Source organism: Picosynechococcus sp. PCC 7003, from assembly GCF_001693255.1.
Taxonomy (GTDB): domain Bacteria; phylum Cyanobacteriota; class Cyanobacteriia; order Cyanobacteriales; family MRBY01; genus MRBY01.
On sequence record NZ_CP016474.1, the window covers coordinates 2,568,490 to 2,585,497 of the forward strand.

Sequence of the window (17,008 nt, forward strand, 5' to 3'; positions counted from 1 at the left end):
AATGAATAAAAGCACTGTGCTCTTGGCTCTAGGTCTTGCCGTGATGCTCTCCGGCACAGGGGTGATCGCCCAAAATAAGCCAGCAAAGACAATTACCGTGGGTGTTTATCAAAACGATCCCAAGGTTTTCATCGATTCAGGTGGGTGGCCCCGGGGCTTTTGGGTAGATATTACGAATGACATTGGACGCGCGGAGAATTGGGCGATCGCCTATGTTCCCTGCGAATGGAATCAATGTCTCCAACAAATTGCACAGGGGCAACTCGATCTGATGGTGGATGTGGCCTATTCCGACACGCGAGATGAGATCTTTGATTTTAATACGATCATTGTTTTATCAAGTTGGTCACAGATTTATGCGCGGCGGGGTGTTTATTTAGATACGATTTTAGATCTCGACCAAAAAAGAGTCAGCATCCTTGCTTCTGGGATTCAACAGGAAGTCCTTCGGGAAAACATTAAAGCTTATGGGATTCAGCCGGAACTGGTACCCATTGATAGTTATCCTGGGATGTTTGAACAATTGGAAGCGGGAGAAGTAGATGCTGCCATTGTCAATAATTTTTTTGGGAATAAATTTAGTCCTGACTATCAAGTCATTAAAACGAATATTCTGTTTAATCCGGCCCGCTTGCATTATGTCGTTCCTGAAGGTGATCCCAAGCAGCTCCTCCCTGACATTGATCGGCAAATGAGTCGTCTGTTGCAAGATCGTGAATCTGTCTATTATCAGGCGATCGCCCAATGGTTAGAGACGCCCGAAAAATTTAATTGGATTAGCTTACAAAATTTTCTCTTTAGCCTAATTTTCTATCTGCCATTCCTTATTTTAGGATGGTTTATTCTCCGTAATTACAGCCTGAAAAAAGAAATTAAACAACGTAAACAAATCGAAACCAACCTCATCGAAAGTCAACAGCGATATGCCCATCTCGCCAATACCGTTCCCATTGGAATCTTCCGCACCAATCTGCGCCATGAATGTATCTATGTCAATGGTTACTATTGCAAACTGCTCGCGATTCAACCCGAAGATGCACTTCATAAAGGCTGGTTACAAAAAGTTCATCCCGATGACATTGACTACGTCCGAGAGCAATGGCTAAAATCCATCACTAATCAAGAACTATTTACTCTAGAATATCGATTTCAACGTTCTGATGGTTCGATACTTTGGGTCTATAGCCAGGGTACCGCTGAGCTTGATAGTAAGGGTGAACCCCAAGGCTATGTTGCCACCATTACCGACATCAGCACCCGGATCAAAATGGAGCAACAACTCAAACATGATGCCCTCCATGATCGTCTTACTGGCCTTGCCAATCGTAACCTCCTGATCGAACGGCTTAATTTAGCCCTAAAACGCTATAAACGATATCCCATTCACGAATTTGCAGCTCTGTTTTTAGACCTTGATAATTTTAAAGTTGTCAATGATAGTTTGGGCCATGTCATTGGTGACGAATTGCTCATTGAAGTTGCCCATTTACTCAAATCCTTCATTCGCGATACAGATTTAGCCGCTCGTTTGGGGGGAGATGAATTTGTCATTCTCCTAGAGGAAATTCACGGGGTAGAAGATGCCGTACACATTGCAGATCGCATTCTCAATGCCTTAAAAATGTCCTTCAAAATTTCTAATTACGAAGTTTTTATTACGACGAGCATTGGCATTATCGTCGGTGATTCTCGCCATGAATCGGCCCAAGATCTCCTCCGGGATGCCGATATTGCGATGTATCGGGCCAAACAAAAGGGCAAATCACAGTACGCGATCTTTGACCCTCAGATGCACCTACAGGCGATGAAACGGCTTCAGTTAGAAGGGGAAATTAGATCTGCCATCGAAGAAAAGCAATTTGTTTTGTACTATCAGCCGATTATTAATTTAGAACAGGGCAACATTGAAGGGTTTGAGGCATTAATTCGTTGGCAACATCCCCAACGGGGGTTGTTATCTCCCTATGAATTTATTGAGATTGCTGAAGAAACCGGGCTCATTATTCCTCTCGGAGAATGGATTTTAGATGCAGCTTGCCGTCAATTGTTTGAGTGGCAGCAAAAGTTTAATGTTCCCCTGAAAGTCCATGTAAATTTATCTGTTAAACAGCTCCAAGATTCACTGCTATTTTCACTGGATCGATTATTAGAGCGCTATCCAGTTTTCCCGAATACTTTGGGGTTAGAAATCACTGAGAGTATGCTCATCCAAAATGTGGAACTGACTTGTCGGTTGCTCAACCAAATTCGTCTCAAAGGAGTTTTTATTAGCGTTGATGATTTTGGCACAGGGTATTCTTGTTTAAGTTATTTACACCAACTTCCCATTGACGCGCTCAAAATTGACCGGAGCTTTGTGAATATTTCTGAGTTAAATGACCGCAATCGGGTGATTGCAGAATCTATTCTGGCCCTTTCTAAATCAATTGGCATTAAAACTGTGGCAGAAGGAATTGAAACGGCACAGCAATACCAGTGGTTAAAGAGCCGGGATTGCCAGTTTGGTCAGGGTTATTTGTTTTCTCGACCTGTTTCTTTGGATCAGGCAACAAGTTTGTTACAGGATCACTCCTTTGCGGTGTTAGAGAAATTACGTTCTTCCTCATAATGTTGCTCTGGGCAATTTCTTGGACAGGGTTTGCCAGAAATGTCAGAGTGACATACTCCCGACGCTGACCTAACGGTACAGCGCAGGCTTCTTAAGTCGCCTTAAGAAATTCCTGCTTCAAAGCCTCCCCACTGGGCGTAGCTCCACAGGATTGAACGGTCTGTCCAACCGCTATTAGTCCACGATTGCGAATCACTTGTCCGCTGGCTACATCGCGATGAGTGGTGTAGCCACATTCTGGGCATTCATGCCGACGCACAGACAAATCTTTCCTCACCGCTACTCCACAGGATGGGCACTCCTGGCTAGTGCCATAGGCGGCAACTTTTTGGAAATGTACACCACGCTTGAAGCAAACCCATTTAAGCGTATCGAGGAATTGACCCCACCCAGCATCCAGACAATGCTTCCCCAGCATTCCTTTTGCCAGTCCTTTTAGGTTTAATTCCTCCGCAAATATCATCCCTGCTTGATCACAGAGATAATGGGCGAGCTTACGGTGAAAATCTTTGCGTCGGTTTGTAATTCGTTCGTGAAATCTTGCGACTCGTTGACGCGCTTTTTGCTGGTTCTTTGACCCTTTCTGCTTTCTGGCAACGGCACGGTTCAGCACTTTCAGCCTGTGTTGTACCTCCACAAAGAATCGGGGCCTTGCAATCAACTCGTTGTCTGATGTCGCAACAAAATGATTTAACCCCACATCAATCCCAATGGCGTGACCACCAATGACAGGGTCTGGGATTTTAACGTCACTTTGGATGACTAGCTGGATATACCAACCAGAAGCGCGTTTAACGACCCGTGCTTGCTTCGCCTCAAATCCATCAGGGATCGGACGGTGCACCACGGTCTTAACCCAACCAAATACAGGCAACTTAATTTGATTGTCACCAATTGGGTTTTTGCCCAACTGCGGAAAGTTAAAACTGCGAAAACGCTTCTTAAACCGTGGGAATCCAAACCCACTATTCCACAGGGCGTTAAATGCCTTTTCTAGCCGACCCATTACGTCTTGAAGCACTTGAGAATGAACGTTTTGCAGAAAAGGACTCTCCTTTCGCGCAGCGGTCAAATTTCGCTTCTGACTGTAATAAGTCGGTTTTTCTGCATCCATGGGGTAAATAAACTCCCGCTGGATACTGCAAGCATTAATCGGGCACTTACGGGACTGAATCCAGTCACGACGTTCTGCCAAGGCGTAGTTATAGACGCGCTTGCACGTGTCCAACCATTCATCCATTTTGATGGCTTGGTCGGATGTCGGATAAGCTCTGTACTCGTAAGTCAGGTTAATCATACCTGTATTATGGCAAGATTTAGGGAAATTGCACACTTCTCCTAAGACGCTTAACTAGGAGTTTGCTTCTTCCCGCTGGTCAGTCGCTCGCTCCTCATCCCGACGTTGATGTTTCACATACAACGCGGGGCTTCCCCGCTGTTAAGCTAAAAGACAGTAACGAATTTTGAGGTTTAGTTATGGAAATTCGCGGTAGTTCGCAAACGGCAGCGACTTGGTCTGGTGAGGCGATCGCCTTGGGTTTTTTTGAGAGCGAAACCGTACTAACGGTGCCTGAAAGCCTAACGGCTCTGGACGAACGGTTGTCAGGGGTGATCACAGAAGTTATTACCGAAACAGAATTTAAAGGCAAATCCGGCGAGCTATCGGTGACCCGCCTTGGGGGTGGTGCGTCGCTCAAAAAGTTGATCCTGGTGGGCCTGGGCAGTGCCGAAAAGTGGAGTAGTGGCTCGTTGCGGAGTACCGCAGCGGCGATCGCCCGGGCGGTGAAAGGGGATAAAGCGATTACAACTCTGGGCTTGCAGTTGCCTGTGGCAGAAAATGAGGCAATCACAGCGCAAATGGTCACAGAAGGGATGTATCTGGGCTTCTATGAAGATAATCGCTTCAAATCAGAACAAAAAGACTCCCCAGCCCTCCAAACTGTTGAAATTCTCGGCATTGGTGAGCAACCAGCGGCGATCGCCTTGGGTACGAGCCTCTGTGAAGGGGTGATCTACGCGCGGGAACTGGTTAACGCTCCGGCCAACATTATTAACCCCGTCACCCTGGCGGCCTCCGTGGAAAACCTCGCCAGCACCTACGGCATGGAACTCAATATCCTCGAAGAAGCAGACTGCGAAGCGGCGGGGATGGGATCTTTCCTGGGGGTAGCGGCAGCCTCGGATTTACCCCCGAAATTTATTCACCTCGTTTATAAACCCCCTGGCACCCCCCGGAAGAAAGTGGCGATTGTCGGGAAAGGGTTAACCTTTGACTCCGGTGGCTACAACATCAAACCCTCTGGCCCCAGCATTGCGATGATGAAAATGGACATGGGGGGCGCCGCGGCAACTTTTGGGGCAGCAAAGGCGATCGCCGAACTCAAACCCGATGTGGAGGTGCATTTCATTAGTGCCGCCACTGAAAATATGATCAGTGGTCGCGGCATGCGTCCGGGGGATATTCTCACGGCCTCCAATGGTAAAACCATCGAAGTAAACAACACCGATGCCGAAGGTCGCCTTACCCTCGCCGATGCCCTCGTTTATGCCGAAAAGCTAGGGGTCGAGGCGATTGTGGACATTGCCACCTTGACCGGAGCCTGCGTCATTGCCCTAGGAGATGATATTTGTGGCCTGTGGAGTGACAATGATGATCTGGCCCAGGCGATCGCCACCGCATCAGAGAAAGCGGGCGAAAAATTCTGGCAAATGCCCCTCGAAGAAAAATACTTTGAAGGCTTAAAATCGCCCATCGCCGACATGAAAAACACCGGGCCACGGGAGGGAGGCTCGATTACGGCGGCGTTATTCCTCAAGGAATTTATTGAAAAAACCCCCTGGGCGCACCTCGATATTGCCGGGCCAGCCTGGTCAGAAAAAGACGCCGACATTTACAGCAAAGGCGGCACAGGGTTCCCGGTACGCACTCTTGTTCACTGGGTTCTGAGCTAACGTTACGGCCCAACATTCACTAAAAAACCCCCGGCAAATCACTCTGGGGGTTTCTTGATATCTAGCCAGAAAAATTTAGATCAACCGGAGATTAAAGGGATAACGATACATTTGGCCTTCTTTGACCTTCGTTGCCGCCAGGATGACCACCGCAATCTGGAAAATGGCGATCGCCACAATCAAAGTAATAAAAGCAAATACTCCGACCCCGGTCAAAATTGCCATCAAGGCCGCAAAGGGATTGTTGCTGCCACCCAGTCCCAGTAGGATCACGAAAACGACGCCGATAATCGCTAAGATTCCCAGGATAATCCCTGCAGCAAAGCCATAGATCGTCATTGAAAGCTGGAAATTGAGGGATTCTTTCCCATGGACATCGATTAATTCCGATTCATCTTTTTTGAGATACCAGATCACCGCTGGCGCAATCACATTGACAAACGGAATCGCCCCAATCCCAAGGAAGGTTAGGGGAATCCAGGCCAAGCTCGACAGATGGCAGGCGATCGCCCAATTTCTTTCCTGTTCTGCGTCCATAAATTTATAAGTCCCTCCATGATCTACCCCAAATATATAGCAGACCTTTTCAATAACTCCTTAAATCATCGTAAATTGTCACTAAACTAAAATCACCATCTCAATCAAACAAGTTCCTATAAACTCCCTAAGACTTTAAATAGATGTCTATTTAGTTTTAAATATAATTCCAAAGCCTTATTTTTTCACAAATAGCGTTCAATTTTTGATCTAGATCATTAAATCTAGAGAAATCATCCTTCTCCATTAAAGGAGCTATTTCCAATGCAAATAACTGCTTTCGTTTGGCAAAATTCTTTTTATATTTTTTTTCCTTTGCTTTTCTTTTTTTTTCCTTTTTACTTGACTCACATACTTTAGGAAGATATTCAAAAAAATCCTCGTATAAATCTAACTCATTAGCGGTTATAGCCTCATCTTCTAACCAACGACTAATAAGCTCCTTTGAAAGATAGTTTTCAATATCACGACCTTTAGTGATCCATCCTAGTCCACCATTATTTTCAATCTCATGATGGATTCTTTTCTTAGTATCATCGATAGAACTGCTTTTACTTGATTTATCACTATCACTAACGATAATCGCATTATGATTAACTCGTAAAATTGGGATTTCAGATTCCACTTCTATTGGATCATCAGCACTAAGATGAGATCTAAGCCCCCCACCATAAAAAACACATTGATAATGTACTCCTTCAATCAGCTTTTGATCACTCCAAAGCTCAATCCAGCGGTTTATATAAATCCTATCTGATGGTCCTTCCACCCAAATAATACAATTTGCCTGAAGGAGATCACTGGCTTTGACACCTAAGTCGACAAGTAAATCTTTATTTTCAAGAAATGTACTTACGGTTCTTACTTTAGATTCTGTCCCATTATGAGTTACATGAAGAACTTGTGAATTCTGATTGCTACTAAAAAGATCAATAACCACATTGGAATGGGTACTTAAAAGAAAGATACATTTATTTTTAAGAGCTACTTGTTCTAAATAAATAAGAAGTTTTCTAAGAAGATCAGGATGTAGATTATTCTCTAACTCTTCAAATGCAAATATATATTGATCTAGTCTACCACCTAGCACTTTAGGAACCAAAATCACATAACATAACACAATGAGAATTGTTTTTAGCCCATGGCCAGATTGTGAGATAGAAATTCGACCTTTGTTTTTTTCTTCTAGATAAATTTCCCATCTTTCATCATCCAACTGTTGACATAGGATACGTTCAAATTCTGCATCGGAGCAGAAAATTAAATTGAGATGATTTAAGAGATCATTTTCAACTAGGTCTCTTTTTCCAAGACTAGCCTTGTTAATGCATTGTTGAATTAAAGTAGTGAATCCTTCTCCATTGCCCTGAAGTACAGGAAGGTCATTTGAATTTTTCTCAGGTCTTAAATCTCTATCAGGATTTATCTCATAAAATTTTTTTCCAGCTAAGGGATTTTGACAAGCTGATACTAATTCTTCCAGATAATTTCGACCACGTTCTTGAAGAAAATCAACCTCTGGGGAATTTTCTATTGTAAAAAACTTTTTGCCATCAAAACCATACGACCACGTTAGTTTTAAGTTGAGTAGTTTTTTCCCAAACTCAAAATGATTACCACCAAAAATTCCACCTGTAGTGTTTTTTTTGAAAACTTTAGATATTTGTTCTTCTTTTAATTTAGTAGATAAAAGTATTTCACTAGCAGTATTTTGATGATACAGTTCTCGCCTGACTTGAAATAAATTTTTATGAGGCTCATCACGTATTTCAGTTGTATACCTGATGAGATCAAGAATAGATGATTTTCCTGAATTATTCCGTCCAATAATTATATTAATAGGTTTTAATAAATCAAATCCTTGTAACTCATCTCCAAAGCATTTAAAATTTCTTATTTTGATGGAGAATTCAGATAATAAATTAAAGCCCATGCCAAAGTCACTCTTTTATTTACATAAAAAATCCCCCTAAATTAAAGCAGGGGGAAATTACTATTTCAATATAACTATTGAAAATTATATGAACTTTTATGAGTTTTAGTAGTCGAAGTCACCGGCACCGGGAGCTGCACCCGCTTTATCTTTTTCGGGCTTGTCAACAACGATGCACTCAGTGGTGAGAACCATGCCAGCAATGGAAGCCGCATTCTGGGTTGCAGAACGGGTTACCTTCGCAGGGTCAACAATACCGGCAGCGAGCATATCAACGAATTCATTGGTTGCTGCGTTAAAGCCAGTGTTGAAGTCTTTTTCCTTCACACGCTCAGCGATTACCGCACCGTTTTGGCCAGCATTTTCAGCAATACGCTTCAGGGGCGCAGTCAGAGCACGGGCCACAATCAAAGCACCAGTGAGTTGCTCGGCAATGAGGTTGTCGGTTGCCCACTTTTCGAGTTCAGGAGCGAGGTGAGCGAGGGTTGTACCACCACCGGGAACGATTCCTTCTTCAACGGCTGCTTTGGTCGCGTTGATCGCATCTTCGAGACGGAGCTTACGATCCTTCATCTCAGTTTCAGTTGCAGCACCGACTTTGATCACAGCAACACCACCGGAGAGTTTCGCGAGGCGCTCTTGGAGTTTTTCTTTGTCGTAGGAAGAATCAGATTCTTCGATTTGACGGCGGATTTGCTCACAACGGGTCTTAACCGCTTGTTCGTTACCATCAGCAACAATGGTGGTGTTGTCTTTGGTGATGGTGATGCGGCGGGCTTTACCAAGCATATCAACGCTGGTGTTGTCGAGCTTGAGGCCTGCATCTTCGGTGATCAGTTGGCCACCGGTGAGTACAGCGATATCTTCGAGCATTTGCTTACGGCGATCGCCAAAACCAGGTGCTTTAACCGCAGCAACATTGAGGACACCCCGGAGACGGTTGACCACGAGGGTGGCGAGGGCTTCTTTCTCGATGTCTTCAGCAATGATCACAAGGGGTTTCCCTTGGCGGGCAACCTGCTCAAGGATCGGTACAAGGTCTTGAACCAGGGTAATTTTCTTGTCGGTGATCAAGATAAACGGATCTTCGAGCACCGCTTCCATGCGCTCGGTGTCAGTGACGAAGTAGGGGGAAGTGTAACCCTTGTCGAAACGCATCCCTTCGGTGATTTCGAGTTCGGTTTCCATGGATTTCCCTTCTTCGAGGGAGATCACACCTTCTTTACCGACTTTGTCCATGGCTTTGGCGATCATGTCGCCAACTTCCTTGTCGTTACCCGCAGAGATAGAACCAACCTGGGCGATCGCCGTGGAGGATTCCACCGGACGAGATACTTCCTTGATCCGACCGACGAGGAATTCCGTCGCTTTGTCGATGCCGCGCTTAATGGCGATGGGGTTGGCCCCGGCCGCAACGTTGCGCAGACCTTCCTTGACCATCGCGTGTGCCAAAACAGTCGCAGTGGTGGTTCCGTCACCGGCCACATCATTGGTTTTAGAAGCCGCTTGACGAATGAGAGAAACACCGGTGTTTTCGATGTGGTCTTCGAGCTCGATTTCCTTAGCAATAGTCACACCGTCATTAACGATCTGGGGTGCGCCAAATTTCTTTTCGAGCACAACATTCCGACCTTTGGGGCCAAGGGTGACGGCAACAGCCTCAGCAAGAAGATCGATCCCTTTTTCGAGGGCGCGGCGAGCATCTTCGTTGTAAATAATAGATTTAGCCATAATGATTGAATTTCTAGGTTGAGCGTTTTACGAGGAAAAATAGAAAAATCTGAAACGATTGCTTAGGTCAAACCTAAAAATAATTACGCAACGGTTGCGAGGATATCTTTCTCAGAAAGAAGGACGTAGTCGTCGCCACCGAGCTTGATATCAGTACCAGCGTACTTGGAGTAGAGAACTTTATCGCCAACTTTGACATCAACGGCAGAACGGCTACCATCATCGTTGCGCTTGCCTTCACCAACAGCAACAACTTCGCCGATTTGGGGCTTTTCTTTGGCGCTATCGGGAAGGAGGATCCCACCAGCGGTCTTTTCTTCAGATTCGCTGACCTTTACGAAAACGCGATCGCCAAGGGGCTTGAGGGTAGAAACATTGATGCTAATTGCTGCCATGGATAATTTCTCCAGATCAATAAACGACTAAATTTAGCTAGATTGAAGTTTAGCACTCTCAATCTCTGAGTGCTAATTTAGCGGAGAAATTTAAATCCAGACAACTCCCGGTAATGTACGGGTTCCCGAACTTTAGATCGTCGCGAAAATTAGACCCTACTGTTTCCCAAGGAAAACCCTGACAGAGACTGCTTTCTGCCCCCGCCAAAACTTCCGGAATAAGTGGGCCTCTATTGTTTAACGATCGCCCCAAAATCCGCTAAAACCCGCGCGTGATTTCGCAATAGCCCAAGGAGATTCAAACGATTTTCCCGCACAGCAGGATCCTCTGCCATCACCAAAACACTATCTTCTCCATCAAAGAACCGTTCGACCGTGGGGGCTAGGGCCGCTAAACCGTCAATTAGTTTTTGGTAATCCCGTTCGGTGCGAGCCGCTTCGGTGGTGGGCACGAGTTCGACTAAACCGGCATAGAGATCCCGCTCGGAATTTTGCTCAAATTTCTCCGGGTTAATTACCCCTGTCGGATCGAGGCTATCCGTGCTGAGGTTCCCCTTCGCTGCCAATTTCGCAGAACGATTAATGGTGGCGTAGATTTGTTCTAGTTGCCCATCATTACGAATGCTCTGTAAAAATTCCGCGCGATCGCCTACATCAAGTAAATCCGTCAAGGCTCGTTCTGTGTATTCCGCATCATCCCCAAGAACGGCATTGACTAGGTCATAATCAATGCCCTTTTCATCCTGGAGTAAGGTTTGAATCCGCTGGATAAAGAAGCTTTGCAGATTTTCGAGGGGGGAGTCCTTGTCGGGGTGAGCGGTGACAAAATCCTGGGCGCCCTGGGCGAGTAGTTCTCTCAGATCAATTTCAAGACCCGCATCCCACGCGACGGTAATAATGGCGTTGGCCGCTCGCCGCAGTGCAAAGGGATCGGAAGAACCAGAGGGGATCATTCCCAGGCCGAAAATACTAAACAATGTATCGAGGCGATCGCCCATGCCCACCACTTGACCCGCGAGGGTTTGGGGCAAAATATCATCGGCATTGCGGGGTAGATAATGCTCGAAAATCCCCTCAGCCACGGCGGGCGCTTCCCCACTGACTAGGGCATACTTTTGACCCATAATGCCCTGAAGTTCCGGGAATTCATAGACCATCTGGGTCACCAAATCCGCCTTACAGAGCATGGCGGTGCTGGCAATAATTTCTTTCTCTTCCTCAGACAGGCCAAGCTGTTCAGCAATTTGCTGGGAAATTTCCATGATGCGGTCTACTTTGTCCCGCATCGTCCCCAACTCTTCCTGGAAGGTGACGGCTTCTAGTTGGGGCAAATAGGTTTCTAAATGTTCATCACAGTCGGCCCGGTAGAAAAACTGACCATCCGCTAACCGCGCCCGGATCACCCGACCATTGCCCGCAGCGATAATATCTGATTTCTTGGGGTCGCCGTTGGAGATGGTAATAAATTTCGGTAGGAGCTTCGTTTTATCTTGGCGATCGCGCACCGCAAAATAGCGTTGGTGGGTGACCATCACCGTCGTAATCACTTCCGTGGGCAACTCTAAAAATTCTGCCTCAATGTCTCCGACCACGGCTGTGGGATATTCCACTAAATTCACCACCTCAGCGAGGAGATCAGCGGGCATTTCTGCTTCACCACCAATCTCTGCCGCCGCCGCTTTGACGCCAGCAACAATTTTTTCTTCCCGCACCTGGGGGTCAACTTCCACAAAGGCTTGCTGCAAGGTGGCCACATAATCAGCCGCATTATTTAAAGTCACATCCCCTTGATGTAAAATCCGGTGCCCGCGAGAAATACGACCCGCCTCTAACTGACCGGAGCCATTCACCAGTTCCAGCGGTAACACAGCCTCATTCCAGAGAGATACTAACCAGCGGATTGGTCGCGGAAAACGCAGATCCCCATCGGCCCACCGCATAAACCGCCGCCCTTCGAGGGCCGTAAACCAACCCAAAACCAGTTCCTGCAAAATTTCTGGGGTGGGGCGACCAAGGGTTTTCTTTTGGACAAAAACAAAGTCTCCTTTTTCCGTGGGGCGCACTTCTAGGGCCGCTACTTCGACTCCCTGTTTCCGGGCAAAACCTTCGGCGGCCTTGGTGGGTTGTCCCTCTTTAAATGCGGCGGCAGCAGGGGGGCCTTTAATTTCTTCTTCCCGGTCGGCCTGCTGGTCTGGCAACCCTTGAATTAACACAGCCAGGCGTCGGGGCGCTCCGTAGACTTCGATTCCGTCTGGGGTGAGAAAATACTCCGTGAGACTATGGGAAACGCGATCTTTTAATTGGGCGATCGCCGCCGCGACAAAATCAGCAGGGAGTTCTTCTGTACCAACTTCAATGAGGTAGGTTGCCATGGGAAACGAAATCAGGTCAATAATGAATCTTGATTAGTTTACCGTGAAGCCACAGGAAAAATAGTGCCCATGGCAATTCATTACCCTCGCAGTAAGAAAAAACGGGCGATCGCCGTTCTCGAAAAACTCCACGAACTCTACCCCGATGCCACCTGCAGTTTGGACTACGAAACCCCTGTGCAATTGATGGTCGCGACGATTCTTTCGGCCCAATGTACCGACGAGCGAGTGAATAAAGTGACACCGGCGCTCTTTGCTCGATTTCCTGATGCGGCGGCCTTTGCGGGGGCGGATGTGGCAGACATTGAACAGTTGGTGCGCTCGACGGGTTTTTATCGCAATAAAGCCAAAAATATCCAAGGGGCTTGCCAGCGGATTATGGCGGTTTTCAATGGAGAAGTGCCACAAACGATGGAAGAGCTTCTGACCTTACCCGGTGTGGCCCGGAAAACGGCCAATGTGGTTCTGGCCCATGCTTTTGGGATTTGTGCGGGGGTGACGGTGGATACCCATGTGAAGCGGCTGAGTAATCGCTTGCGCCTGACAAAATCTGATAATCCGGTGCAAATTGAACGGGATCTGATGAAGTTAATCCCCCAGCCGGAGTGGGAAAACTGGTCAATTCGTCTGATTTACCATGGTCGCGCTGTCTGTAATGCCCGGAAACCCCAATGTGATGTCTGTGCGATCGCCAACCTTTGTCCCTCAGCCCCAAAACCCCAGCCCAGTTAAAGATGATCAAAAGATAAATCGACTGGGCACAAGCTGGATCCGGCCCGCATCCATTTCCGCCATCAAGAGTTCGAGAGCTTCATAGTCCTCATCAGAAACATGGCCAAGGCGTGTCAACTCGGAGTTGATCGCGTTTTCAATTTCGGGGGTCATCTGTTTAATGAAAAGGGCTTTTTCCACTAAACGACGAATCATAAATGGCGTACTCACAGCAGTAATGTTTTTCCTAAAAGAGGAACCCGTTTCATTACAAAGGAACGATTTTTTTATTTTCCCTTAATCAGCGAAAATAATGAATGGTATAAATGGCGTAAAGTGCTGAAATTAGTCTGGGTTATGGTTTCATTTTCGAGGTGTTTACACAATTTCTCCCAGGTCTTAAATAATTTTTAAACTTCGGGCTTCTATTTTTAGAAAAAATGTAAACAAACATACTGTTCTTAAAGGTAATAAAGGATCTTTTGGAAACGAGATGTCTTTGTTCAGGATAAGTTATCATCACACCTGGTTTTTGAGTCTCCCCCATACAATGGTTCTATCCCAAATCAAATGTTTAGCAAGCTTTTTCGGGTTTGCTCACGCTAAAAAGTTATTTGATTTTTGTATAAAATTTTTGACTAAGACGATGGGTAAACAGGGAAGTTCCCCTGGGGAGAGTCTACCGATGGATATAAACCAACAGGCTGTTATTCTACGCCCAAATTATACTTTGGTGGCCCCAAATCTTGATGGATTTTGGCGATCGCTCCATAGGGCGATTAATGATGAATTAAGTCAGGAAATTTTAGTCGACTTACAGCAGGTAGAATTCATTGACAGTGCGGCGGCAGTGGTGCTCAGCCAGGGCACGAAATTGGCCGAAGCCCATGGCAAACGTCTTGGTTGCTGTGGGATCAATTCCCAGGTGCGCATGGTCTTAGAACTGACCCAAATGGAGCAGTTTGTACGCATTTTTGAGAATGAAGCAGAATTTTTTACACAGACATCCCAGCTGTTCGCGGCCTAACATCTCGAAGGCTCTCCGGTATAATGGGGGACTTAATTGTTTCCCTTGACTCCCTTGGAGGTTCATCACCTGTGGCAACGGCTCCTTGTCTTCCTCAACCGGCTGATTACGAAGCGCTGATTACGACGGATATTTTTAAACCGGCGCGCTACTTGGGCAATGAACTGGGGGCAATCCACAAGCCTTGGACGGAGGCGGTGGTGCGTTGGGTGCTTACCTACCCGGAAGTTTATGAGGTGGGTTCCTCGAATTTGGGTCATATCCTGCTCTACAACGTGATTAATGCCCAACCTCGACAATTATGCGATCGCACCTATTTGCCTGCCGCTGACCTGAGCGAAAAGTTAAAGGCAAAAAACCTGCCGTTGTTTGCTCTCGAATCCAGGCGATCGCTGTTGGAATTTGACATTCTCGGCTTTAGTTTGAGCTACGAGCTCGGGGCGACAAATATTCTAGAAATGCTTACCCTTGCCCAGATTCCCCTCACTTGGCAGGAACGGGAAACGGGGAATTATCCGTTCATTTTTGCAGGGGGACAAACGGCCACCTCCAATCCAGAACCCTACGCTGACTTTTTTGACTTTATTGTTCTCGGCGATGGCGAAGAACTTTTGCCGGAAGTGGGCTTCATCCTCGAAGAAGCCAAGGTTAACGGTCTGAGTAAGGAAGAAACTCTGCTGGATTTGGCCCAGGTGCCGGGGGTCTATGTGCCTCGCTTCTATGAAATGGCGGCGGATGGTTCTGTATATCCAATCCGTGACGAAGTGCCCAAGCGAATTTTGCGGCGGGTAGCCACGCCGATTCCAGCCTATTCCATTGGTCTCGTGCCCTACGTGGAAACGGTTCATGATCGTCTGACGGTGGAAATTCGCCGGGGTTGCACAAGGGGTTGTCGCTTCTGCCAACCGGGGATGTTAACGCGACCGGCAACGGATGTGGAACCCGAAAAAGTCGTCGATGCCATTGAAAAAGGGATGCGAGCAACGGGCTATAACGAATTTTCTCTGCTCTCCCTTAGTTGTTCTGACTATCTCTCGCTGCCAGCGGTGGGGGTCGAGATTAAAAATCGCCTCAAGGACGAAAATATTTCCCTGTCTTTGCCAAGTCAACGGGTGGATCGGTTTGATGAAAATATTGCCAATATCGTGGGTGGGACGCGCAAAGCGGGTTTGACTTTCGCCCCAGAGGCCGGCACCCAACGGATGCGAGATGTAATTAACAAAGGCTTAACCAATGAAGAGTTGCTGCGGGGTATCCAAACGGCGGTCAAAGAGGGCTGGGATAAGGTAAAACTCTATTTCATGATTGGCCTGCCTGGGGAGACGGATCTTGATGTGCTCGGCATTGCGGAAACGGTGCAGTGGCTGCGGCGGGAATGTGCTTCCCTGAGCAACCGTCGTTTAAACTTCAACATCACCATTTCTAATTTCACTCCGAAACCCCATACCCCTTTCCAGTGGCATTCGGTTTCGACGACAGAATTTAAGCGTAAACAGGAACTCCTGCGGGAAGCTTTTCGACCGATCCGGGGCGTGAAAGTGAACTATACCGATGTGCGGATCTCGGCGATGGAGGATTTTGTTGGTCGGGGCGATCGCCGTTTGGGTAAAGTCGTCCGCCGGGCCTGGGAACTGGGGGCTGGCATGGATTCCTGGTGGGAAAATCTAGACAAAGCCTATGGGGCTTGGGAACAGGCGATCGCCGAATCGGATCTCACCTGGAAATACCGCAAAGTAGAAAGCGGTGAATGGAATATCTTTGAAACCACCGACAACGATCCCCTTGATGCGCCCTTACCCTGGGATCACCTCAATACAGGCATTGATAAGCAGTGGCTAAAAGACGATCTAAAGCGGGCCCTCGAAGCGGCCACCATTCCCGACTGTGCCTTTGATGGTTGTTCCCACTGTGGCGTCTGCAGTACCGATTTTGGCCACAATGTCGTCTATCAACCGCCCGAAATTCCCGAATTTGTCGGCCAATTCCAAAAGGATCAAGAACGCCTACAACGGTTCCGGGTTTGGTTCGGGAAACAGGGGGATATGCGTCTCGTCAGTCACCTCGATTTAGTGCGTTTATTTGACCGAGCCGTGCGCCGTGCCTCAATTCCCGTGGCCTTCACCAATGGCTTTCACCCCAGCCCCCGCATTTCCATTGCCAATGCATTATCTTTGGGAGCTACCAGCGAAGGGGAAATTATCGACTTCGAACTACGCCAAGTTTTGGATTTAGAAGATTTTCGACGGCGACTCGCGGAACAGTTGCCCATTGATATGCCGATCTATCGAGTAGAAGAAGTGCCCGTTCGTTCTAAGGCCGCCACAGCATTATTGACGGAAGCAGAATATCTGATTGATCTTGAAACCGAAGAACCTGTTTCTGCCGAACAATGGGAAGTCTGGCTTGAAACCATCCGCCAGACTCCGGAAATCATCCTCGAAAAGAAAACCAAATCTGGCAGGATCAAGCAGCTAAATCTTCGGGAAATGTTAACGGCGATCGCCCTAGAAAAAGTGATGAGTCCGACCCAAGTCCAACTCCGCTATCGAGGGAGTTGTCGCAACGATGGTACTCTTCTCCAGGCAGATCATATTCTTTACATGATGCATACTATTAGTCAGCAAAATATAAAATTGCTTAAGGTACACCGCTTTGCTATGTATTTATCTGAAGATATTTAATCTCGCTTAATTGATATTTTCATTTTGCTCAAATATAACACCATCATCTGACTCGACTTCC

Annotated in this window: 12 protein-coding genes; 5 read left to right on the forward strand and 7 right to left on the reverse strand. The window is 46.9% G+C overall.

What is annotated here, in order from left to right:
* Position 1 precedes the first annotated feature (1 nt).
* Complete coding sequence (locus AWQ21_RS12220; protein WP_083998021.1) at positions 2 to 2,608, forward strand: EAL domain-containing protein; 2,607 nt, start codon at positions 2 to 4, stop codon at positions 2,606 to 2,608.
* Between the two features lie 91 nt (positions 2,609 to 2,699).
* Here the strand turns inward: AWQ21_RS12220 and AWQ21_RS12225 are convergent, their stop codons facing one another.
* Complete coding sequence (locus AWQ21_RS12225) at positions 2,700 to 3,905, reverse strand: RNA-guided endonuclease TnpB family protein (RefSeq protein ID WP_065714773.1); 1,206 nt, start codon at positions 3,903 to 3,905, stop codon at positions 2,700 to 2,702.
* Positions 3,906 to 4,084: 179 nt separating this feature from the next.
* Between AWQ21_RS12225 and AWQ21_RS12230 the strand changes: the two genes are divergently transcribed.
* A complete protein-coding gene (locus tag AWQ21_RS12230; RefSeq protein WP_065714774.1) occupies positions 4,085 to 5,560 on the forward strand; it encodes a leucyl aminopeptidase in 1,476 nt (491 codons plus the stop codon).
* A gap of 75 nt (positions 5,561 to 5,635) precedes the next feature.
* On the opposite strand, the gene AWQ21_RS12235 is transcribed toward AWQ21_RS12230, so the two are convergent.
* From AWQ21_RS12235 to glyS, 5 genes are all read right to left on the reverse strand, one after another.
* Positions 5,636 to 6,097: a DUF4870 domain-containing protein gene (locus AWQ21_RS12235; protein ID WP_065714775.1), complete on the reverse strand. Its 462-nt coding sequence runs from the start codon at positions 6,095 to 6,097 to the stop codon at positions 5,636 to 5,638.
* Between the two features lie 157 nt (positions 6,098 to 6,254).
* A complete protein-coding gene (locus AWQ21_RS12240; RefSeq protein WP_065714776.1) occupies positions 6,255 to 8,030 on the reverse strand; it encodes an ATP-dependent endonuclease in 1,776 nt (591 codons plus the stop codon).
* 105 nt (positions 8,031 to 8,135) lie between these two features.
* Complete coding sequence (groL, locus tag AWQ21_RS12245) at positions 8,136 to 9,761, reverse strand: chaperonin GroEL (RefSeq protein ID WP_065714777.1); 1,626 nt, start codon at positions 9,759 to 9,761, stop codon at positions 8,136 to 8,138.
* Positions 9,762 to 9,844: 83 nt separating this feature from the next.
* Positions 9,845 to 10,156, reverse strand: a complete 312-nt coding sequence (gene groES, locus AWQ21_RS12250; RefSeq protein ID WP_065714778.1) for a co-chaperone GroES — start codon at positions 10,154 to 10,156, stop codon at positions 9,845 to 9,847.
* Between the two features lie 230 nt (positions 10,157 to 10,386).
* Entirely contained in the window at positions 10,387 to 12,528 is a 2,142-nt protein-coding gene (gene glyS, locus AWQ21_RS12255; protein WP_065714779.1) for a glycine--tRNA ligase subunit beta, read from the reverse strand.
* Positions 12,529 to 12,597: 69 nt separating this feature from the next.
* On the opposite strand from glyS, the gene nth reads away from it, so the two are divergent.
* Positions 12,598 to 13,260 (forward strand): endonuclease III, encoded by a 663-nt coding sequence (nth, locus tag AWQ21_RS12260; RefSeq protein WP_065714780.1) that lies wholly within the window; start codon positions 12,598 to 12,600, stop codon positions 13,258 to 13,260.
* A 6-nt stretch (positions 13,261 to 13,266) separates the two neighbouring features.
* Here nth and AWQ21_RS12265 read toward each other — a convergent pair whose 3' ends face one another.
* Positions 13,267 to 13,455 (reverse strand): hypothetical protein, encoded by a 189-nt coding sequence (locus AWQ21_RS12265; RefSeq protein WP_315862272.1) that lies wholly within the window; start codon positions 13,453 to 13,455, stop codon positions 13,267 to 13,269.
* 469 nt (positions 13,456 to 13,924) lie between these two features.
* On the opposite strand from AWQ21_RS12265, the gene AWQ21_RS16420 reads away from it, so the two are divergent.
* Positions 13,925 to 14,266, forward strand: coding sequence for an STAS domain-containing protein (locus AWQ21_RS16420; RefSeq protein ID WP_065714782.1), 342 nt, complete (start codon positions 13,925 to 13,927; stop codon positions 14,264 to 14,266).
* Between the two features lie 71 nt (positions 14,267 to 14,337).
* A complete protein-coding gene (locus AWQ21_RS12275; RefSeq protein WP_065714783.1) occupies positions 14,338 to 16,947 on the forward strand; it encodes a TIGR03960 family B12-binding radical SAM protein in 2,610 nt (869 codons plus the stop codon).
* Positions 16,948 to 17,008: the final 61 nt, after the last annotated feature.